The sequence below is a fragment of the Escherichia sp. MOD1-EC4550 genome (genome assembly GCF_963876935.1).
GTDB classification, from domain to species: domain Bacteria; phylum Pseudomonadota; class Gammaproteobacteria; order Enterobacterales; family Enterobacteriaceae; genus Escherichia; species Escherichia coli_F.
Genome location: NZ_CAWNSE010000012.1, coordinates 352,546 through 372,464, shown reverse-complemented (window position 1 = coordinate 372,464; position 19,919 = coordinate 352,546). Strand labels below are relative to the sequence as shown.

The 19,919-nt window shown below is 51.1% G+C and carries 19 protein-coding genes; 6 read left to right on the top strand and 13 right to left on the bottom strand.

Features of this window, described 5'->3' with window-relative positions; all coding sequences use genetic code 11:
- The first annotated feature begins 88 nt into the window (after positions 1–88).
- The 3 genes from dinG (at position 89) to hcxB (ending at position 4,455) form a co-directional block, all read left to right on the top strand.
- The gene (dinG, locus tag AACU19_RS09075) at positions 89–2,239 is read left to right on the top strand and encodes an ATP-dependent DNA helicase DinG (RefSeq protein WP_105278125.1); all 2,151 of its coding nucleotides are present in this window, start codon (positions 89–91) and stop codon (positions 2,237–2,239) included.
- Between the two features lie 27 nt (positions 2,240–2,266).
- Entirely contained in the window at positions 2,267–3,229 is a 963-nt protein-coding gene (gene ybiB / locus AACU19_RS09070) for a DNA-binding protein YbiB (RefSeq protein WP_105278124.1), read from the top strand.
- Between the two features lie 140 nt (positions 3,230–3,369).
- Positions 3,370–4,455, top strand: a complete 1,086-nt coding sequence (gene hcxB, locus AACU19_RS09065; RefSeq protein WP_105278123.1) for a hydroxycarboxylate dehydrogenase HcXB — start codon at positions 3,370–3,372, stop codon at positions 4,453–4,455.
- Between the two features lie 228 nt (positions 4,456–4,683).
- Here the strand turns inward: hcxB and ybiJ are convergent, their stop codons facing one another.
- The 5 genes from ybiJ to mcbA form a co-directional block, all read right to left on the bottom strand.
- Positions 4,684–4,944, bottom strand: coding sequence for a DUF1471 family protein YbiJ (gene ybiJ, locus AACU19_RS09060; RefSeq protein WP_000849301.1), 261 nt, complete (start codon positions 4,942–4,944; stop codon positions 4,684–4,686).
- Positions 4,945–5,208: 264 nt separating this feature from the next.
- Positions 5,209–5,475, bottom strand: coding sequence for a C4-type zinc finger protein YbiI (gene ybiI, locus AACU19_RS09055; protein WP_105278122.1), 267 nt, complete (start codon positions 5,473–5,475; stop codon positions 5,209–5,211).
- Between the two features lie 73 nt (positions 5,476–5,548).
- A complete protein-coding gene (ybiX, locus tag AACU19_RS09050) occupies positions 5,549–6,226 on the bottom strand; it encodes a PKHD-type hydroxylase YbiX (RefSeq protein WP_000990144.1) in 678 nt (225 codons plus the stop codon).
- Positions 6,227–6,267: 41 nt separating this feature from the next.
- Positions 6,268–8,550 (bottom strand): catecholate siderophore receptor Fiu, encoded by a 2,283-nt coding sequence (locus tag AACU19_RS09045; RefSeq protein WP_105278121.1) that lies wholly within the window; start codon positions 8,548–8,550, stop codon positions 6,268–6,270.
- Positions 8,551–8,814: 264 nt separating this feature from the next.
- Positions 8,815–9,075: a DUF1471 family periplasmic protein McbA gene (gene mcbA, locus AACU19_RS09040; RefSeq protein ID WP_000710619.1), complete on the bottom strand. Its 261-nt coding sequence runs from the start codon at positions 9,073–9,075 to the stop codon at positions 8,815–8,817.
- A 275-nt stretch (positions 9,076–9,350) separates the two neighbouring features.
- Here mcbA and rlmF point away from each other — a divergent pair, with 275 nt between their 5' ends.
- On the top strand, positions 9,351–10,277 hold the full coding sequence (gene rlmF / locus AACU19_RS09035) for a 23S rRNA (adenine(1618)-N(6))-methyltransferase RlmF (RefSeq protein ID WP_039021130.1): 927 nt from the start codon (positions 9,351–9,353) through the stop codon (positions 10,275–10,277).
- On the opposite strand, the gene ybiO is transcribed toward rlmF, so the two are convergent.
- The 6 genes from ybiO to rhtA all read right to left on the bottom strand — a co-directional run bounded on the left by ybiO (position 10,274) and on the right by rhtA (position 16,973).
- A complete protein-coding gene (gene ybiO, locus AACU19_RS09030; protein WP_105278120.1) occupies positions 10,274–12,499 on the bottom strand; it encodes a mechanosensitive channel protein in 2,226 nt (741 codons plus the stop codon). The genes rlmF and ybiO overlap by 4 nt on opposite strands.
- Positions 12,500–12,615: 116 nt before the next feature.
- The gene (gene glnQ / locus AACU19_RS09025) at positions 12,616–13,338 is read right to left on the bottom strand and encodes a glutamine ABC transporter ATP-binding protein GlnQ (RefSeq protein WP_000569080.1); all 723 of its coding nucleotides are present in this window, start codon (positions 13,336–13,338) and stop codon (positions 12,616–12,618) included.
- Complete coding sequence (gene glnP, locus AACU19_RS09020; protein ID WP_001159065.1) at positions 13,335–13,994, bottom strand: glutamine ABC transporter permease GlnP; 660 nt, start codon at positions 13,992–13,994, stop codon at positions 13,335–13,337. Before glnP ends, glnQ begins: the two co-directional genes overlap by 4 nt.
- Before the next feature lie 139 nt (positions 13,995–14,133).
- Complete coding sequence (gene glnH, locus AACU19_RS09015) at positions 14,134–14,880, bottom strand: glutamine ABC transporter substrate-binding protein GlnH (protein ID WP_000843866.1); 747 nt, start codon at positions 14,878–14,880, stop codon at positions 14,134–14,136.
- Positions 14,881–15,283: 403 nt separating this feature from the next.
- Positions 15,284–15,787, bottom strand: coding sequence for a DNA starvation/stationary phase protection protein Dps (dps, locus tag AACU19_RS09010; protein ID WP_000100800.1), 504 nt, complete (start codon positions 15,785–15,787; stop codon positions 15,284–15,286).
- A gap of 298 nt (positions 15,788–16,085) precedes the next feature.
- Complete coding sequence (gene rhtA / locus AACU19_RS09005) at positions 16,086–16,973, bottom strand: threonine/homoserine exporter RhtA (RefSeq protein ID WP_001295297.1); 888 nt, start codon at positions 16,971–16,973, stop codon at positions 16,086–16,088.
- Positions 16,974–17,207: 234 nt separating this feature from the next.
- Here rhtA and AACU19_RS09000 point away from each other — a divergent pair, with 234 nt between their 5' ends.
- A complete protein-coding gene (locus AACU19_RS09000) occupies positions 17,208–17,273 on the top strand; it encodes a protein YliM (RefSeq protein ID WP_120795379.1) in 66 nt (21 codons plus the stop codon).
- A gap of 52 nt (positions 17,274–17,325) precedes the next feature.
- On the top strand, positions 17,326–17,841 hold the full coding sequence (gene ompX / locus AACU19_RS08995) for an outer membrane protein OmpX (protein ID WP_001295296.1): 516 nt from the start codon (positions 17,326–17,328) through the stop codon (positions 17,839–17,841).
- 48 nt (positions 17,842–17,889) lie between these two features.
- Here ompX and opgE read toward each other — a convergent pair whose 3' ends face one another.
- Together opgE and mntS are read right to left on the bottom strand one after the other, a co-directional pair.
- The gene (opgE, locus tag AACU19_RS08990) at positions 17,890–19,473 is read right to left on the bottom strand and encodes a phosphoethanolamine transferase (protein ID WP_039021129.1); all 1,584 of its coding nucleotides are present in this window, start codon (positions 19,471–19,473) and stop codon (positions 17,890–17,892) included.
- A gap of 269 nt (positions 19,474–19,742) precedes the next feature.
- Positions 19,743–19,871, bottom strand: coding sequence for a manganase accumulation protein MntS (gene mntS / locus AACU19_RS08985; RefSeq protein WP_039021128.1), 129 nt, complete (start codon positions 19,869–19,871; stop codon positions 19,743–19,745).
- Positions 19,872–19,919 lie beyond the last annotated feature (48 nt).

Genomic DNA, 19,919 nt, shown 5'->3' with positions numbered 1-19,919 from the left:
CCGCTTTCCAGAAACAGAAAAACCATTACCGCTGAAAACCGAAAAATGCCACAATATTGGCTGTTTATACAGTATTTCAGGTTTTCTCATGGCATTAACCGCCGCGCTTAAAGCGCAAATTGCCGCCTGGTATAAGGCGCTTCAGGAACAGATCCCCGACTTTATTCCCCGTGCGCCGCAGCGGCAGATGATTGCGGACGTCGCCAAAACGCTGGCCGGAGAAGAAGGGCGGCATCTGGCGATTGAAGCACCCACCGGCGTTGGGAAAACGCTCTCCTATTTGATCCCCGGCATCGCCATTGCCCGCGAAGAGCAAAAAACGCTGGTGGTGAGTACCGCCAACGTGGCATTGCAGGATCAGATCTACAGCAAAGATTTACCGCTGCTGAAAAAGATCATTCCCGATCTTAAATTCACCGCTGCTTTCGGGCGTGGGCGCTACGTTTGCCCGCGTAATCTGACGGCGCTCGCCAGTACTGAACCCACGCAACAGGATCTGCTGGCGTTTCTTGACGACGAGCTGACGCCGAACAATCAGGAAGAGCAAAAGCGTTGTGCAAAGTTGAAGGGCGATCTCGACACTTATAAATGGGATGGTCTGCGCGATCATACGGATATCGCCATTGATGATGATCTCTGGCGTCGTTTAAGTACCGACAAAGCCAGCTGCCTCAACCGCAACTGTTACTACTATCGTGAATGCCCGTTTTTTGTTGCTCGTCGGGAGATTCAGGAAGCGGAAGTGGTGGTGGCAAACCATGCGCTGGTGATGGCGGCGATGGAAAGCGAAGCGGTATTGCCTGACCCGAAAAATTTACTGCTGGTGCTGGACGAAGGCCATCACCTGCCTGATGTGGCACGGGATGCGCTGGAGATGAGCGCCGAAATTACCGCGCCGTGGTATCGGCTGCAGCTGGACTTGTTTACGAAGCTTGTTGCTACCTGTATGGAGCAGTTTCGCCCGAAGACGATCCCACCGCTGGCAATCCCTGAACGTTTGAATGCGCATAGTGAAGAGTTGTATGAGCTTATCGCTTCGTTAAACAACATTCTCAATCTCTACATGCCAGCCGGTCAGGAGGCGGAGCACCGTTTTGCAATGGGGGAACTGCCTGAGGAAGTGCTGGAAATCTGTCAGCGGCTGGCAAAGCTCACCGAGATGCTGCGTGGTCTGGCGGAGTTATTTCTCAACGATTTAAGTGAGAAAACCGGCAGCCATGACATTGTACGCCTGCATCGGTTGATTTTGCAGATGAACCGCGCGTTGGGGATGTTCGAGGCGCAAAGCAAACTCTGGCGGCTGGCTTCTCTGGCGCAATCTTCCGGTGCGCCGGTGACCAAATGGGCGACGCGGGAAGAGCGCGAAGGGCAGCTGCATCTCTGGTTTCACTGCGTGGGTATTCGTGTTAGCGACCAACTGGAAAGGCTGCTGTGGCGCAGTATTCCGCACATTATTGTTACCTCCGCAACCTTGCGTTCGCTGAACAGTTTTTCGCGTTTGCAGGAGATGAGCGGGCTGAAAGAGAAAGCGGGTGACCGCTTTGTGGCGCTGGATTCGCCCTTTAACCACTGCGAACAGGGCAAAATTGTTATTCCCCGGATGCGCTTTGAGCCTTCCATCGACAACGAAGAACAGCACATTGCCGAAATGGCGGCCTTTTTCCGTGAACAGGTGGAGAGCAAAAAACATCTCGGTATGTTGGTGCTGTTTGCCAGCGGACGGGCAATGCAGCGATTTCTCGACTATGTGACGGATTTACGCCTGATGTTGCTGGTGCAGGGCGATCAGCCGCGTTACCGTTTAGTTGAACTGCACCGCAAACGCGTCGCCAACGGTGAGCGCAGCGTGCTGGTGGGTTTACAGTCATTTGCCGAAGGGCTTGATTTGAAAGGTGATCTGTTAAGCCAGGTGCATATCCACAAAATCGCTTTTCCGCCCATCGACAGCCCAGTGGTGATCACCGAAGGGGAATGGCTGAAAAGCCTCAACCGCTATCCGTTTGAGGTGCAAAGCCTGCCGAGCGCCTCGTTTAACCTGATTCAGCAGGTTGGGCGACTGATTCGAAGCCACGGTTGCTGGGGCGAAGTGGTGATTTACGATAAACGCTTGCTCACCAAAAACTACGGCAAGCGGCTACTGGATGCATTACCGGTATTTCCGATAGAGCAACCGGAAGTCCCTGAAGGTATAGTTAAAAAGAAAGAAAAAACGAAATCCCCACGCCGTCGGCGGCGTTAATGATGTGAGTCAGGTAAGGAGTCGTAAATGGACTATCGCAAAATCATTAAAGAGATCGGGCGCGGGAAAAACCACGCGCGCGATTTAGACCGGGATACTGCGCGCGGTCTGTATGCCCATATGCTCAATGGTGAAGTCCCTGACCTTGAGTTGGGCGGCGTATTGATTGCGCTGCGTATCAAAGGGGAAGGGGAAGCAGAGATGCTCGGCTTTTACGAAGCCATGCAAAATCACACCATCAAACTGACGCCGCCTGTTAGCAAGCCGATGCCGATTGTCATCCCTAGTTACAACGGCGCGCGTAAACAGGCCAACCTGACGCCGTTGTTGGCGATTCTGCTGCACAAACTCGGTTTTCCTGTGGTGGTTCACGGGGTTAGCGAAGATCCAACTCGCGTGCTGACAGAAACCATTTTCGAACTGATGGGTATTGCGCCAACGTTGCACGGCGGGCAGGCGCAGGCGAAGCTCGACGAACATCAACCGGTGTTTATGCCAGTCGGCGCGTTTTGCCCGCCGCTGGAAAAACAACTGGCGATGCGCTGGCGGATGGGCGTGCGTAACAGTGCGCATACCCTGGCGAAACTGGCAACACCATTTGCCGAAGGTGAGGCGCTGCGTCTTTCCAGCGTTTCGCATCCGGAATACATTGGACGCGTCGCGAAGTTCTTTAGCGATATCGGCGGGCGAGCGCTACTAATGCATGGTACTGAAGGTGAAGTGTATGCTAATCCGCAGCGCTGCCCGCAGATCAATCTCATTGACCGCGAAGGAATGCGGGTGCTGTATGAAAAACAAGACTCTGCTGGCAGCGAGCGACTGCCACAAGCAAAAGACCCGGAAACCACGGTGCAGTGGATTGAGCGTTGTCTGGCTGGCAGCGAGCCGATTCCCGAATCGCTGAAAATCCAGATGGCTTGCTGCCTGGTGGCAACAGGTGAAGCGGCAACTATTAGCGACGCCCTGGCGCGCGTTCATCAGGCATTTTAATTTCTTTCTCAGCCGGATGATCCATGTCATCCGGCTTTTACCCCACCGCAATATGAAATTCCTGCATCTTTATTGACCTTCCCGCGCCCGGCGTGCAGCATAAAAAAACAACAAACACATAACATAAACAGGAGTTAATCATGGAAAGTGGTCATCGCTTTGATGCTCAGACGCTGCACAGTTTTATTCAGGCTGTATTTCGTCAGATGGGTAGCGAGGAACAAGAAGCGAAATTAGTTGCCGATCATTTAATCGCGGCAAACCTGGCAGGGCATGATTCACATGGTATTGGCATGATCCCAAGCTATGTGCGTTCCTGGAGTCAGGGGCATCTGCAAATTAACCACCATGCCAAAATCGTTAAAGAAGCGGGCGCGGTGGTTACGCTTGATGGCGATCGCGCATTTGGTCAGGTCGCGGCACACGAAGCGATGGCGCTGGGGATTGAGAAAGCGCATCAGCACGGCATAGCCGCCGTGGCGCTGCATAACTCGCATCACATCGGTCGTATTGGTTACTGGGCAGAACAGTGCGCGGCGGCGGGGTTTGTCTCTATCCACTTTGTTAGCGTGGTGGGTATTCCAATGGTCGCGCCGTTCCACGGCCGCGACAGCCGCTTTGGCACCAACCCGTTCTGTGTGGTTTTCCCACGTAAAGATAATTTCCCGCTGTTGCTCGATTACGCCACCAGCGCCATCGCATTTGGGAAAACTCGCGTCGCCTGGCATAAAGGCGTACCCGTGCCGCCAGGCTGTCTGATTGACGTTAACGGCGTACCGACAACAAATCCGGCGGTAATGCAGGAGTCGCCGTTGGGTTCGCTGTTGACCTTTGCCGAACATAAAGGCTACGCCCTTGCAGCGATGTGTGAAATTCTTGGTGGGGCGCTTTCCGGCGGTAAAACGACGCATCAGGAAACGTTACAAACCAGTCCCGATGCCATTCTTAACTGCATGACCACTATCATCATCAACCCGGAACTGTTCGGCGCGCCGGATTGTAGCGCGCAGACCGAAGCCTTTGCCGAGTGGGTGAAAGCCTCGCCGCATGATGACGATAAGCCGATTTTGCTACCGGGCGAGTGGGAAGTTAACACGCGTCGCGAACGGCAGGAGCAGGGGATTCCATTGGATGCGGGAAGCTGGCAGGCCATTTGTGATGCGGCACGGCAGATTGGTATGCCGGAAGAGGTGTTGCAGGCTTTCTTTCAGCAGTTAGCCAGCTAAAAAAAAGCCCGTCCAGTGACGGACGGGCAAACAAGGGTAACATAGGATCAATGAGGGTTAGAGCATATGCGTCTGTCGGCAAACAGACAGGGAAATACTTTTGCTGGACGTAGCGTCAACGCCTTATCCGTCCAATGGTTCGGATTTTGTAGGCCTGATAAGATGCTGTAGCGTCGCATCAGGCACCTGTTGCCGGATGCGGCGTGAACGCCTTATCCGGCCTACGAATTACTTATAGATAACCGCAGTTCCGCTTAATTTATTGTTGTTGGTGGCAGAAGTGATGCTGTATCCGCTGGCACCAGCAGCCGCAGCTTTCTCAGCCAGTTTCGCTTCCAGGGCATCGAGGGTGGATGCACCATCGGCAGAAACCACGCCGATTTTATTCATGTTCTGTGCCTGGGATGCCGTTACCGGTTCCGCCGCGAACACGCCAAAGGACAGAGTTGAAAGAGCCATAGCAGCAACAACAGTATTGATAGTTTTCATAATTAATCTCTCGCAGGTGATTTTTGTATAAGTGACGTTGTTTCGTCGATGTGATGAGTATCACGTTTTTTTACGAGAGATAAAATCGAAGAGAATTGACCGCCTTGTTCAAATAAATTGATTGATATCTAACATACTGATAAACCATTTATTTGTTGTACTTATGGACGTGTTTTATGCAGCGTGGCAGTCACGGCAGCGTTAAAGGCACGGAATGCCACGCAAAATACAAATTATACTCACTATACATCCCGACAGTTGCAGTTAACGTAACTGGCTGTCTTTCGAACCTCTGCGATTATACCCTGTATAAGCTGGTTTTTGTAAATCTTTCTCCTGCTGGCAATGAATGCATAAGCGCACGCCAGGAATGGCTTCCCGACGGGCCTGCGGGATGGGGGCTCCGCACTCTTCACATTCATACAGGCTTTCGCCACGCGGAATTTCACCCCGAGCGTGGGCAATCGCATCTTCAATTGTACTGTTGATCTGTTCGTTGACGGCGTCATCGTTAGCCCAACCGGATGCCATATCGTCCTCCCCATATCAATACTTGTACAGTTAAGTGTAGCTAATATAGGGGCGAACTCGGGCAGTTCAAGCGTCAGATCTCCGACCATTCCCGCAGCAGATTATGATAAAGATTGAGCAGCGACAGGATCTCTTCACTTTCGCCATGTCGGCTTTTCAGCGACTGAATATTGGTGTCCAGTTCGAACAGCATGGCGCGCTTTTTATCATCGCGGATCATCGACTGGATCCACATAAATGATGCCACTCGTACGCCGCGGGTTACGGGTGTCACGCAGTGCAGGCTGCTGGAAGGGTACAACACCAGATCGCCTGCCGGGAGTTTTACCCGATGTTGTCCGAAGGTGTCATTAACGACCAGTTCGCCGCCGTCGTAGCTTTCTGGATCGCTTAAAAACAGCGTGGCAGAAAGGTCAGTGCGCATCCAGCCGTTTTGTGGGTGACTGCGTACTGCGCCATCCACATGAAAACCGTAAGTTTCATTGTTCTGATAACGATTAAACAGCGGCGTGGAAAGGGTACGCGGCAAGGCAGCGGCAAAGAACAATGCATGTTGGTTAACCGCGTTCAGCACCTCATTTTGCAGGGCGGCGTATAACGTGCTGCGGGTGTCTACCTGTTGATTGTTCTTAACTTGCGCACCTTGTGCGCCGGTGGTGACGCGTCCATCCACCCATTCGGCTTGTTCCAGTTGTTCGCGAAACCGGGCGACGTCCTTTGGCGATAGCACGCCGGGAATGTGGTACATCATACAAGTTCTCCAAAAAGTGGGGCCTGCGCCCCACATCTGAATCAGAAATGCATATTGGCCGTGAGCAAGAAGGTTCTTGGCTCGCCCGGGTGATAACGGTAGCCGCTCTTGTTGATTGAGGCGACGTAATCGGTATCAAACAGGTTGTAGACGTTTAGCTGGAAGTCGAGATTGCGATTAACCCGATACCCCAGTTTAGCGTCGGCGACCCAATAACCTTCGGTAAACGCTGGCGTTCCCACCGCGCCGTCAGAACCTTTATGCATACTGCCGATATAGCGTGCGCCCGCACCAACGGAAATATCATCGGTTGCCTGATACTGGCTCCATAAGGTAAAGGCGTGCTCCGGGGTATACGGCAGCGATGAGGAGCCATCCTGGGCAACATCTTTGCCGTTTTTGATGGTTGCTTTTTGCTGGGTATAGCCGCCAATCACCTGCCACGCGGGAGTGATATTCCCGGCCACGGATATCTCATAGCCTTCGACGCGTTTCTTACCGTATTGCGAGTAAGTTCCGTCATCATTTTGCTCAACTTCATTTTCGATATCAGTACGGAACAGCGCGGCGGTGAGCAACAGGCGTTTATCCAGAACCTGCCATTTGGTGCCAATCTCGCTGGTGTTGGCTTTTTGCGGTTTAAAATCGGTACGGTTGGCACTGTTACCGCTGCCAGACTGCGCAAGGGCGAAGTTGTTTCCGCCCGGCGGCTGTTGGGAAACGGCATAGTTAATATAGACATTGCCGTTTTCCGTCAGGTGATACAGCGCCCCGGCTTTCCAGTTCACCAGATTGCCAGACTTGGCGGTGTCAACAGTGGTGACCGGAGAACCTTTCGCCACGCCAGCTGGGCAGGTAACGGCACCTCGGCCACTGCCGCCGCAGGCGGTGGCACTGTCATATTCAGTATGATAATTATCCAGACGGATCCCGCCGTTCAACTCAAAATCACGGGTGATTTGCAGCGTATCGAAAGCATAAATTGCGAAGGTGTCCGTCTGACCATTGGCGTTTGCGCCGTTGCGCGTCAGGCCGCCAGGATGAATGCTGCTGTCAGGATGATAAATATTCACCGCGGGTAACGTCAGCGGATTAACGCCGTAGTTGGTTTGTGTTTCACGGGTAAATTCCACGCCGGTACTGACATCATGACCGATAGAGCCGGTATAGAACGTCGAGGTCAGGTTGGTCTGGTTGGTGAGAATTTTATTACTCACATCTTTAGTATTCGCAATACGGGACCAGGTCCAGCTATCCACATTGCTGGTGGGCTGGGTAATATTCGACGCCCCGCCCATAATCGCCGTCATCAGGTAATCCTGCTTCACGCGCGACCAACGCGTAGTGTTGCGAATAGTGGTGTTCTCGCTAATGTCGTGCTCAAAACGCATGGTAGCGGTGTCGGTGGTCGAATCGTCGTAATCGGAATCCGTGCCGTAAAAGTTATGCGTATCAACTTTTCCGGAATGATTCAGGGCCGCCGTTCCCGCAGATGGGGCAGAATAGCCCGGCAAACCGATGGTCGGAATGCCGCCGTCTGGCATGTTGTGCTGGGTGACATGCAGATAATTAAGATACAAACGATTCGCTGTGCCAAGGCCAAAAGCTACAGAAGGGGCGACGCCGTAACGCTCATTTTTAACTTTGTCGCGTCCGGCATCGTGCGTTTTTTCACCCATCACATTCAGGCGCACCGCGGTGGTATCACCAATGACCTGATTGACGTCCAGCGTGCCGCGGCGGAACCAGGCGCTGCCAATACTGGCGGAAGCGTCAATGCCTGAATCATTGCGCGGCTGCTTGCTGATCATATTGATCGAGCCCGTCGGCGCGCTGCGCCCGTAGTCGGTGCCGGACGGCCCTTTAATCACTTCGACCTGTTCGGTATTGAAGGTGTCGCGTGAGACGCTGCCGATATCGCGAATCCCATCAATATAAATACTGTTAGAAGTATCGGCACCGCGCATATAAATGGCGTCGCCAGTGGTGGAGTTACCGTTCTCACCAGCAAAAAACGCACCCACTCCGGGGACGTTTTTGAGCGCATCGGTAAGGTTGGTTGCGCCCTGATCTTTAATCACTTGTTCAGAAATCACCGTCATCGTGCGGGTCGTATCCGCTACCGGACGCGAGAATTTCGGATCGGCAGATTGTTGTGGTGCATAAAGCGAAGGCGTTGATGCTTCGACAACCAGCGTGTCATCCGCGTTAGTTTGCCCTTCGGCGGCGAGTGCCTGTGCCACAGGCGTAATACCAATACAAAGACCGGCAAAGAACGTGAGCGAATGAAATTGTCTGGCAGGGAAATTGCGATTGTTTTCCATTTTGCAGGTGACTTTTTCTTATATGTTGAAATTTTCACTGTCACGAGAAAGCCTCTCTGCGGATGCGATGCCACTGTTAATCCCGTGATAGTGTTCGTGCAAGTGATAATAATTTTGATAAGCATTATCACTTGGCTCGATTTTCTATCACCCATTGCGCGAAAAAGAAATACATTTATTTACATTGCGTTCATATTTGATGTTTTTTGATTACAAAACAGGCGAAAACTGCATCCAGAGGCGAATGCAGTTACGTTGGTGGGGTTATTTGTAGATGGTTGCAGTACCGAACATCTGGTCATTTCCGCCTGCGGAATTAATGACATAACCTTTCGCGCCTTGTTCGCGCGCTTTTTCTGCCAGTTTATCCTCCAGATCGCTTAGATTTGATGCGCCAGTTGCCGAAACGGTACCGGCGGGCCGTAGCTGACCGCTGTCCAGGTTACTCATTGGTTGTGCGGCATAAGCCGTGAGAGAGATTCCGCTCAGGACGGTGGCAATCAGTAGTGTGAGGCACTTTTTCATAATGACATCCTCATAAATACAACGGGTAGTGCCTGATAAGTGTAGGTCGCCTGGACGATGAAAATGACGCAAAAAATTGACAGAGATGTGCTTGTTTTTTGAACGATATATTTTTACAAAATAAGACAAATCAATGACATGCATGATGCTGATTTTTATGATGAATTGATGGGGTAACAAGATAAGTGGCATATTTTGCGCATGATACACGACGCCAGATATTTACCCTGTCGCGTTATGCGGGTATCTTACGCCGCTGCTTAAAGGAGAATGCTATGTCCGCCCAGAAACCGGGGTTGCATCCGCGCAACCGTCATCACAGCCGCTACGATCTTGCCACGCTTTGTCAGGTCAATTCTGAACTCAGGCAATTCCTCACGCTTACACCTGCCGGGGAGCAAAGCGTAGACTTTGCCAATCCGCTGGCGGTGAAGGCGCTCAATAAGGCGTTGCTGGCCCATTTTTACGCCGTAGCGAACTGGGATATCCCGGACGGTTTTCTCTGCCCGCCAGTGCCAGGTCGGGCAGATTACATTCATCACCTTGCCGATTTACTGGCTGAAGCAAGCGGAACAATTCCAGCTAATGCCAGCATTCTGGATATCGGCGTTGGTGCGAACTGTATTTACCCGCTGATTGGCGTACATGAATATGGCTGGCGTTTTACCGGTAGTGAAACCAGCAGCCAGGCGTTAAGCAGCGCGCAGGCGATCATCAGCGCTAATCCGGGGCTTAATCGCGCCATTCGTCTGCGTCGGCAAAAAGAGAGCGGGGCGATTTTTAACGGTATTATCCACAAAAACGAGCAATACGACGCGACCTTGTGTAACCCGCCATTCCACGATTCCGCCGCTGCGGCACGGGCGGGTAGTGAGCGTAAACGGCGTAATCTGGGGCTGAACAAAGACGATGCATTGAACTTTGGTGGTCAGCAACAGGAGTTGTGGTGTGAAGGCGGTGAAGTGGCTTTTATCAAAAAGATGATTGAAGAGAGCAAAGGCTTCGCGAAGCAGGTGATGTGGTTTACCTCACTGGTATCTCGTGGCGAAAACTTACCGCCGTTGTATCGTGCTCTGACGGACGTGGGCGCGGTGAAAGTGGTTAAAAAAGAGATGGCCCAGGGGCAAAAGCAGAGTCGCTTTATTGCCTGGACCTTTATGAACGACGAGCAACGCCGTCGTTTTGTCAATCGCCAGCGTTAAAGCGTTGGTTCTCCCGGTGGCAGCGGTTCAGCCGGGGCCGCGCCCGGAGCGGGCAGCACCTGATAAGTCTGTACCGGCGCGCGAACACCAGCCAGGTCGAAATGCTTTTTCACCTGGCTGTCGAGGGCAAAGCGGACCGTCCACTGTTTGAGAGGCAGCGTGGTGAATGAAACACGCAGTGTAAACGCGGTATTGCTTAAGCCGACAATCCCGGCAAAGTTCGGTTCACCGATAATCAACCCGCGAATTTCTTCGTTTTCCATTAATTCCGCTACCGCCTCTTTCAGTGCCTGATTGGCTTTATCAGCATCTTCATGGCGATCAACATCGTAATTTGCCACTACCGAACCAATGCCGCGGACAAAGTTAGCAAAGGTGGTAATCGAAGACCACGGAATGATGTGATACGCCCCGGTATCCTGACGCACTCCCACGGAGCGAATCGACATCCGTTCCACAGTGCCGGTCAGCGGCCCGATAGTCACCAAATCTCCAGTGTTCATGCCGTTTTCAAACTGTATAAACACGCCGGTGATGATATCTTTCACCAGCGTTTGCGAACCAAAAGAGATAGCCAGCCCCAATGCACCGGCACCTGCCAGCAATGGCGCGATATTAACGCCGATTTCTGACAACACAATCATGATGGTGATGGTACTGATAATCACCGCCAGCGCGTTGCGAAACAGCGTCAGCAGAGTACGCGTGCGGGCGCTCGGTAGCGGGCGGCCATGAATATCCGAAGCCAGCCGGTTTTCGATCAAACTGGCGAGCACCGTCCAGCCAACCGCCGAGAAGAAAAGGATGAGTGCGATACGGATCAGGATATCTACGGTTTTCTGCCCCGCGCCGTTTTGCAGCCAGTTCCAGAAATCGAACAATCCCCATGCGCTCAACAGCAACATCACCGCCACGCAGACGGTCAGAATACGCGCCGTTTTCAGTGCCGCCGACAGCCAGCCGTTCAGCCGTTTTTGCAGTTCCGGATAATTACGCTGAGTATGTGGCGAGAGAGTGATGGTTTTCGCCAGCCAGCGGGAAAACATACCGGAAACAAACGCGGCGATACCAATAATCGCCAGGCTGCGTACCGTTGCACCCATCATAAATTTCAGGCTGTTGCCCGGATCGAACAACGAAAAGAAAAACAGCACGATAAAATAGGCGCTTGCCAACCAGTGCCACACCAGCGCAAAAGCGCGAATAAACAGGCTGAAAAAGGCCAGCGAATGCTCCGCGAAGTTGAGCAAATGCTGGGTAATCTCTTTTTTATTACGAAAGATCAGGTACAACGCCCAGACCGTCATGCATAGCATAATGATGACGTTCGCTAGCGCACCGATTTGCACATTCACCTGATTAGAGATAATCGGCACGGCCACAATCAGGCCATAGCCAATCAGGCTGCTTAACCAGCTCAGGCGACGACTCCAGTAACGGGCGCTTTCGTCCTGAATCGTGAACGGGCGCAGCTCCGCCACGTTGGGGCAAAAAATCAGGCGTAGTACGGCTTTGAAAAATTCAATCAGGGCAAAGGCGTTGAGAAACAAACTTTGTTGGAAAGCGATGGTGCGACTGCCCGCATTCAGGTTGTCGCTTAAGACCTGGCCGACAAATAATGTCAGTGCCAGTAACAGCAGGTCGATAATAAACGCCCCGATAATCATCGCCGGAAGCTGCAACCAGTTACTGCGTTCACGATTTTTTTGCCGCGCCCACTGGCCCATTTTTCGATACAGCGGCAGTGCGCACAGGCGAATCAGCCAGTAAAAACCAAACACTAATACCGCTAACATTGAAAAATGGGTCAACGCATTGCTGAAGGTTTTTGGATTAAACGGCTTATGCGGGGAGCCGGTGATATTGCGATAAAGTTGTCCGAAGCGGGCAGAAAGGGCTTCACCATAATGGCGGCTGACTTCGGTGACCTTTTGCAGCACGGTTTGCTCTTCAACCAGCGTCGGCGGCACGATCTTTGGTACGGGTTCTGCTGGGGGCGTCGCGGCGACGGTGCGCAACTGGTCGATCAACTCTTTACGTGAGGTGTCGTTATCCAGCACATCCGCCAGTGCGCCATAGGCCGCTTTTTTTTGTTCGATATCCGGTTCCGGGGCCGGTTCAGTCGTTGAGTCCGTTGTCGTTGTGGTTGTAACGCCGGGTATGGATACCGCGTGGGCAGGTGCGCCCAGCAAGCAGAAGAGGATGAACAGGATCCACCGCATGACTCCTCCAGTGAGAAAACAGAGCAAAAAGATAAGTATAGATGCTGGGGGAGGGGCGATTTTAAATGAGAGGAATCTGGTGTGCCTCCCTTTCGGGGGAAAGGGAGGCTGAGAAGTTAAGAGACGTGCTGCAAAAATTCCTGCAAGCGCTGGCTCGGCGGGTTCTTGATCAACACCTGCGGGTCGCCATCTTCCGCAATCCGGCCTTTGTCGATAAAGATAAGGCGCGAAGCGACTTTCTCGGCAAAACCGATTTCGTGGGTCACGATCACCATCGTCATCCCTTCTTCAGCCAGATCCTGCATAACCTTCAGCACTTCATGGCGCAGTTCCGGGTCAAGAGCGGAAGTCGGTTCATCAAACAGCATCATTTTCGGCTTCACCGCCAGCGCGCGGGCGATCGCCACACGCTGCTGTTGACCACCAGAAAGTTCGGAAGGGTAGTGATGTGCACGTTCTGCCAGACCGACTTTCGCAAGCAGCTCACGCGCCAGTTTTTCCGCCTCTTCTTTGTTCGCGCCACGCACGCGTAGCGGACCAAACATCACGTTTTCCAGCGCCGTCAGATGCGGGAAGAGGTAAAACTGCTGGAACACCATACCCGCTTCCTGGCGAATCAGGCGCTCGTCAACTTTCGGATCGTTAACCTTCAGGCCATCGACAATCAGATCGCCGGAGGTGATTTCTTCCAGTTTGTTGATGCAACGCAGCAGGGTAGATTTACCGGAACCGGACGGCCCGATAATCACCACGACTTCGCCCTGGGCAATGTTCAAATCGATATTGTGCAGCACCTGGGTTGGACCAAAATGCTTGGAGACGTTTTTAAATTCAATCACAGGATTTTCATCCTTCTTTCCAGACGACGCAGAATAAAGCTCAGCACCAGGGTAATAATCAGATAGAACACCGCCACGGCGCTCCAGATCTCAAGGGCGCGGAAGTTACCGGCAATAATTTCTTGCCCCTGACGGGTCAGTTCCGCCACGCCGATAACAATAAACAGCGAGGTGTCTTTAATGCTGATGATCCACTGGTTACCCAGCGGCGGCAGCATACGACGCAGTGCCAGCGGTAAAATGACGTAGCGAATGGTTTCCCAACGTGAAAGACCGAGCGCCAGTCCTGCTTCACGAAAACCTTTGTGAATAGACAGCACCGCACCACGCGTGATTTCTGCAATGTACGCGCCGGAGTTGATCATGATGGTGACCACCGCCGCAGTAAACGGGTCGATGCGTAAGTCGTTAAACGCCATCGGCAGGGCAAAGTAGATAAACATCACCTGGACGACGATAGGTGTGCCGCGGATCACTTCAATAAAGACCAGCGCGACGTGGTTGGCTATCCAACCACCGAAGGTGCGTGCAAAACCTGCCAGCAATCCGATCACCAGGCCGCCAGCCAGACCGAGGACCGAAATCCACAGGGTCATTTTGGCACCTTCAATCAGAAGCGGAATGGCAGGCCAGATGGCACTCCAGTCAAACTGCATATGTTGTTCCTGTTACCGTGGTGTAAATAATCAAAGTTAGGGTAATTAATTGCGTCGGAGCGGGTTTGCGCCCCTTACCCAACCCCCCCTCCCCAGAGGGGAGAGGGGACTGCCAGTGCGCTTTACAGGCGTAGCATTATTATTTCGGTTCAGTACCGAACCATTTTTTGTAGATTTCGTTGTAAGTTCCGTTCTCGCGCAGGGTTTTCAATGCGCCGTTGACTTTGTCACGCAGCTCGTCGCTACCTTTCGGGAACGCAATACCGTATTGCTGTGCTTCCAGAGAGTCACCTACCGCTTTGAACTGACCGTTACCGGCGGTTTTGATGAAGTACAGAATGTTTGGCGTATCGTGCAGAACGGCATCTGCGCGGTTGGTGCCCAGTTCCATATAGGCGTTATCGATGTTCGGGAACTGACGCAGATCTTTAGTTTTGATGTTTGCTTTCGCGTAATCAACGGAGCCAGTGCCGCTCTTCACAGCAACCACTTTCCCGTCGAGATCTTTCACGCTTTTCACATCGTTATTGTTAGCTTTCACCATCACTAACAGGCCGCTTTTGTAGTAGCCGTCAGAAAAATCGATCGCTTTTTTACGCTCGTCGGTAATGGTGATGCCCGCCAGCGCCAGATCGACGTTTTTGGTTTGCAGTGCCGGAATGATCCCACTGAAATCCATCGGCTTCAGTTCGTAATCCAGCTTCAGCTCTTTAGCGATGGCAGCCCACAGATCAACGTCAAAGCCCACGTATTTATCGCCCTGTTTAAATTCAAACGGAACGAAGGCGGTATCCGTCGCGACAACTAATTTTTTATCCGCGGCATGAGAAGAAACCGCAAAAGCCAGGGTCAGTGCAGCCAGTGAAACTTTTAATACAGACTTCATAGCATTTCCTTTTTTCTATCCACGGGACGATCCCCTGCGTGACATTCACATATATGAAAAAATCGTGCCAGTTTTGCAACTCATTGATTTATCGAGATGCGGTAAAAACGTGATGCACGATTTATAGGGCAATACCCTGAAGATGCACCATTCTGGGGCACCAAACTGGTGCGCTAAAATTGTGCACTCAACACAGTGATTATTTAGCGTAAAACCTGATGAAAAAACAATCTTTATGTAACGATTGTGTGATGATGTGGATACAAAAAATTTACTTAATCAGCTGGAGATAGCAGATGGATGCACTAAATAAGTGCGTTGAGGTGGGCTGCAAAACAAAACGGCCTCCTGTCAGGAAGCCGCTTTTATCGGGTACTAAAGTTCTCCACCATCAGCGATGGATTTATTCGATGTTAGACTCGATAAACCACAGGAATTTATCCAGGTCGCGAGACGCGGCGGTCAGGATATCTGCGGTGTCGTCATCTTTCGCTTCACCAATCGCTTTGCGTACGTCATTAGCGACGATTGCGTAACGGTCAGCCAGTTCTTTCAGGTGATCCTGAACGTTGTGGATGTCCAGCGGGTAACTTTTCAGCGGGGTTTTGCTGTTGATAACTTGAGTGGTCCCCAGAGCTACACCGCCCAGCTGCACTGCACGTTCTGCCATGGTATCCAGATGATCGATCAGTGCGGTGCGGAAGCCATCCAGCATTTCATGTACGGCAATGAAGTTAGCGCCGCGCATGTTCCAGTGCGCTTGTTTGGTAATCAAAGAAAGATCAATAAACTGGATAACCTGGCGATTCAGCAACTCTACTGTTGCTTTTTTCTCGCTGTCAGAGACATCGTTGCGGGTATAAAGCAGATTGGTCGCTTTTGATTTAACTAATTTAGCGGTACTCATAATTTCATATCCTCTTGATGTTATGTCCCAGTAATTAACGAGACTAAGTATAGCACCGGCTATGTGTTCCGCTATTCTGGCTGTTCCTATCACACTAATAGTGGTAACAAGCGTGAAAAACAAAACTAATAAAAATTCAATGAGTTAGATATATTGATAAGAACAATTCTTATTTATTGGCTCGCCAGGAATTTTCGGAATAAATATGCTTTTGCATAATTCGATATATAAAGACGGTGTGGAGGAAAAGTAGCGAGAAATTCTGCATGGTTATGCATAACCATGCAGAAATGTAAATTTAATTAATGTCTAATTCTTTTATTTTGCTCTCTTTGCGTACTGTCAGCGTAGAACCCATTGAAGCGGCGATGATAGCGCCGAGCGCCAGCAGCTGTATGGGTGTCAATGTTTCTCCGAGGAAAATCATCCCGGAAACGGCAGCCAGCGCCGGTTCCATGCTCATCAGCGTACCAAATGTCCGCGTTGGCAAACGGGTGAGGGCAATCATTTCCAGCGAATAAGGCAGAGCGGTCGAGAGAATAGCGACAGCCAGACCCAATGGAATAACCGACCAGTGCCAGAGTGCTTCACCAGCCTGAAGCGCTCCAATTGGCACGAAAATTAACGCTGCAATCAACGAACCAATTGCCACCGTCGCAGGGCCATGTTCCGCTCCTGCGCGTTGCCCACTTAAAATGTAAATAGCCCAACAAGCCCCTGCTCCCAGTGCCAGCGCACAGCCGGTTAAATCGACATGGGAAACGTCTTGCCCCAGCGGTAGCAGGAACCACAGACCAAGAACCGCCAGCACAACCCAGACGAAATCTACCGGGCGACGAGAAGAGAACAGCGCCACCGCCAGTGGTCCGGTGAACTCCAGCGCCACCGCAATACCCAGCGGTACTGTCTGAATAGAAAGATAAAAAAGATAATTCATCCCACCCAGCGAAACGCCGTAAAACAACAGCGGTAACCGCTGCTCTTTGGCAAAGCGCAGTCGCCATGGCTTAAAGAACGCGATGAGGATCAGCGTTCCTAATGCCAGACGCAGCGCAGTGACACCCGGTGCGCCCACCAGAGGAAAAAGTGACTTAGCTAACGAGGCTCCACCCTGAATAGACGCCATGGCAACGAGCAATATGACTATTGGTAACCAGACCGGCATTTTACGTAATGAACCAGGCATCCTTTCTCCCACAAATATCTAAACCTAAGTAAAGCGTGGAGTGTACTGGATATACCCAATGCTGGTTGAGCATTTGTTGAAAAAATTTTCCCCCGTTTTGACTAAAATGCGCCAGGATTGATGGAATCATTAGTCTGGTGATTAGGAATAATCTGGATGAATGACAGGGAATACATGCGTAATACTTACGCAGTTCTCTGAAAAAGTGATTTAAATTTAGATGGATAGCGGTGTATGGAAACGTTCTGTTACATGAAATGGCCCGTTAGACATCATAAATCGCGAAGAGTTTCCCATTAATTTTTGATATATTTAAAACTTAGGACTTATTTGAATCACATTTGAGGTGGTTATGAAAAAAATTGCATGTCTTTCAGCACTGGCCGCAGTTCTGGCTTTCACCGCAGGTACTTCCGTAGCTGCGACTTCTACCGTAACTGGCGGTTACGCACAGAGCGACGCTCAGGGCCAAATGAACAAAATGGGCGGTTTCAACCTGAAATACCGCTATGAAGAAGACAACAGCCCGCTGGGTGTGATCGGTTCTTTCACTTACACCGAGAAAAGCCGTACTGCAAGCTCTGGTGACTACAACAAAAACCAGTACTACGGCATCACTGCTGGTCCGGCTTACCGCATTAACGACTGGGCAAGCATCTACGGTGTAGTGGGTGTGGGTTATGGTAAATTCCAGACCACTGAATACCCGACCTACAAACACGACACCAGCGACTACGGTTTCTCCTACGGTGCAGGTCTGCAGTTTAACCCGATGGAAAACGTTGCTCTGGACTTCTCTTACGAGCAGAGCCGTATTCGTAGCGTTGACGTAGGCACCTGGATTGCCGGTGTTGGTTACCGCTTCTAATCACTTCGGTGATATAAAAAATCCGCCTCTCGGGGCGGATTTTTGTTTTTAAGGTTTCGGGTCGAAAATATCGGTTGCGAGATGGTTGTAATCTACCTTCTGTAACTGGAAGTTGGTGATGTATATCGGCCCGGCTTTCTTCTCAGATATAAACGGGTATTTGATGTTAATTTCCTTCGCTTTAATTCCCGTCCACTGCGAGAAAAAGCCTAAAAAGTCATTGGCTGAACGGCGGGCTTTAATCACCCGATGCGCTTTATCGTCGCTCGAAATGACCATAAAAGGCACCTGGAAATTTTGCTGATACTTATCATCATGGGCAAGGTATTGCACGTCTTTGCCGCGTTCTTTAAAGGCCAGACCGTGGTCCGCAAAGTAAACCAGCGAGAAGCTGCTGCCGCTATTGCGTAACTGGTCGTACAGCTTACGCAACAAATCGTCCGTTTGTGTCATGGTATAGAGATAGCATGACGTTTCTTTCGATTGCACAAAGGTTTCGTATTTGCCTTGTGTCCGGTCGCAGGCCTGCGGATGTGAGCCCATCAGATGTAAAACAATCAGTTGCGGTTGCGAGTGTTCTTGCGCCAGCACTTGAGCGGTCATATCCAGTAACGCTTCGTCTTTCGTGTTTTTATCTGCTTCAAAATTACCGTCTTTCAGGAAATACACTTCATCTGCCCGTTTGGCGATGCTGGCGATGGCGGTATCGTATTCTCCGATTTGGCCCTGATTGGAAAACCACCACGTCTGAAAGCCCGCGCGATTTGCCAGGGTGACAAAGTTATCCTGAAACTGTGGTTTGCCATCGACTACGCGATTGAGTGTTAAGCCAAGCGATTTCTGCGTGGAGCCACTGGCAGCAATGTAGTCAGCAAAAAGCAAACCGTTAACGCTGCTGGCAAACGGGGTATTATCCCAGTGACCGCCAAAGGCACCGAGGGCATCGCGACGCGCACTTTCACCGATCACCACCACATAGGTCTGATATTTCGGCTTAACGGCAGTGACCGTCCAGGTATCTTTCATTCCGGAAAGTTTTGCCATCCGTTCTTGCTCTTCAATCACCTCGTTATTATTGACGATGACATCCTTAGCAAAACGAAATACCGGATAGCCAGTATCTTTCAGTTTAAATACGCCGCCCCAGGCCAGGTTTTGCATGGGAGCAACAAAAAATGTCGCCACACTGAATACCAGACACAGGCTGTCGAAGGTATTCCAGCGCGCTTTTTCGCTCTCTTTTTTCCGCCTGATTGCTATTACGCCGAGTGCAAAAATAAATAAGCCGACCAGGTAGCTATACCACGGAAAAATCGTCAGGATTTCGGTCGACTCTTCCATATTGGTGGAGTGCAATGCCAGCAATGTATTGAAGTTAGGCGCGCCGTAGGCCTGAGCAAAAGGGAAATAACAAGCTGCCACCAGCGAACTGACACCGACCAGAACTTTTTGTACGCGAGGCAATGTTCGCCATAGCAAAAGCAAAATAGCCGTAAATGCGGCGGTGTATAGCAAACTGAAGGGGTAACCTAAGCCGAGGTTAATTAATAGCGACTGTAAAAAGTAGAACGCAGTCCACGGGCTAAATACCCGGCTACGGGTAACAAGCGATTCTTTGAGGGTTAAATTCATATGCCACTATCGTAACAAACGCCATGTGCTTACCCTGGCGTCAAGGGTCAATACCTGCAAGAGTGCGTGAAGAGGGGAAAAGGGTCCGCATCCGCGAGCCGCAATATACGCAGGGCTGCAAGAAGATAGAGCGAGCAGCCGTTAAGGTCAACTACTGACGAACAAATCTTTTGCGAAGGGGATTGCAAATCCGACAAAAAGTGGGGTTTTCAGGCCAAACACGTTATACCTGTATGAAAACAAGAGTGAGGCGGCGTACCGCGACGCCGCTATTTATCGGAAGGTTTATCTTGCTGCGGTTTGTGGTTGACCATATCGCACAACATAGAGAGCAGCATTAACCGTACTTTAAAGGGAGAATGACTAAACACGCGCATACACCTCTTGAACTCATTCATAAGACCTCCTGACTTGCTAATCCCGTCGATCCTTGAGGGATGATTGCA

Coding starts and splice junctions, on each gene's coding strand:
- dinG (WP_105278125.1), top strand. CDS start 89: ATGGCATTAACCGCCGCGCTTAAAGCGCAAATTGCCGCCTGGTATAAG.
- rlmF (WP_039021130.1), top strand. CDS start 9,351: ATGTCCGCCCAGAAACCGGGGTTGCATCCGCGCAACCGTCATCACAGC.
- opgE (WP_039021129.1), bottom strand. CDS start 19,473: ATGAATTTAACCCTCAAAGAATCGCTTGTTACCCGTAGCCGGGTATTT.
- glnP (WP_001159065.1), bottom strand. CDS start 13,994: ATGCAGTTTGACTGGAGTGCCATCTGGCCTGCCATTCCGCTTCTGATT.
- glnH (WP_000843866.1), bottom strand. CDS start 14,880: ATGAAGTCTGTATTAAAAGTTTCACTGGCTGCACTGACCCTGGCTTTT.
- mcbA (WP_000710619.1), bottom strand. CDS start 9,075: ATGAAAAAGTGCCTCACACTACTGATTGCCACCGTCCTGAGCGGAATC.
- ybiO (WP_105278120.1), bottom strand. CDS start 12,499: ATGCGGTGGATCCTGTTCATCCTCTTCTGCTTGCTGGGCGCACCTGCC.
- ybiI (WP_105278122.1), bottom strand. CDS start 5,475: ATGGCATCCGGTTGGGCTAACGATGACGCCGTCAACGAACAGATCAAC.
- ybiX (WP_000990144.1), bottom strand. CDS start 6,226: ATGATGTACCACATTCCCGGCGTGCTATCGCCAAAGGACGTCGCCCGG.
- ybiB (WP_105278124.1), top strand. CDS start 2,267: ATGGACTATCGCAAAATCATTAAAGAGATCGGGCGCGGGAAAAACCAC.
- hcxB (WP_105278123.1), top strand. CDS start 3,370: ATGGAAAGTGGTCATCGCTTTGATGCTCAGACGCTGCACAGTTTTATT.
- mntS (WP_039021128.1), bottom strand. CDS start 19,871: ATGAATGAGTTCAAGAGGTGTATGCGCGTGTTTAGTCATTCTCCCTTT.
- ompX (WP_001295296.1), top strand. CDS start 17,326: ATGAAAAAAATTGCATGTCTTTCAGCACTGGCCGCAGTTCTGGCTTTC.
- ybiJ (WP_000849301.1), bottom strand. CDS start 4,944: ATGAAAACTATCAATACTGTTGTTGCTGCTATGGCTCTTTCAACTCTG.
- rhtA (WP_001295297.1), bottom strand. CDS start 16,973: ATGCCTGGTTCATTACGTAAAATGCCGGTCTGGTTACCAATAGTCATA.
- AACU19_RS09045 (WP_105278121.1), bottom strand. CDS start 8,550: ATGGAAAACAATCGCAATTTCCCTGCCAGACAATTTCATTCGCTCACG.
- dps (WP_000100800.1), bottom strand. CDS start 15,787: ATGAGTACCGCTAAATTAGTTAAATCAAAAGCGACCAATCTGCTTTAT.